Origin of the sequence: Anoxybacillus sp. LAT27, from assembly GCF_022030075.1 — a bacterium.
GTDB lineage: Bacteria > Bacillota > Bacilli > Bacillales > Anoxybacillaceae > Anoxybacillus > Anoxybacillus kestanbolensis.
Genome location: NZ_JAIWYK010000341.1, coordinates 1 through 229, shown reverse-complemented (window position 1 = coordinate 229; position 229 = coordinate 1). Strand labels below are relative to the sequence as shown.

1 pseudogene is annotated in these 229 nt (G+C 62.4%); it reads left to right on the top strand.

The annotated features are described in order from the left end of the window. Positions 1 to 229, top strand: a pseudogene (locus tag LD028_RS09710) (class I SAM-dependent methyltransferase); the annotation flags it as partial.

Sequence of the window (229 nt, the reverse complement as noted above, 5' to 3'; positions counted from 1 at the left end):
GCCGGCGCTACGGAGAGGCGGAAGTGCTGATCGTCACCGCCAAAGGGGCCCGCCTGGAAGCGGAAGGAAAGCGCCCGTTCTTTTTTCATCCGAACACGGCCGCCTTTCGTATAAAGCGCCTGGAGCGCGGTGATACTGATACTATGCTTGCCGCTTGCCAAATTCACCCAGGAGACCGCGTGCTGGACGCCACGCTCGGCCTTGGCGCCGACGCGATCGTCTTTGCCCA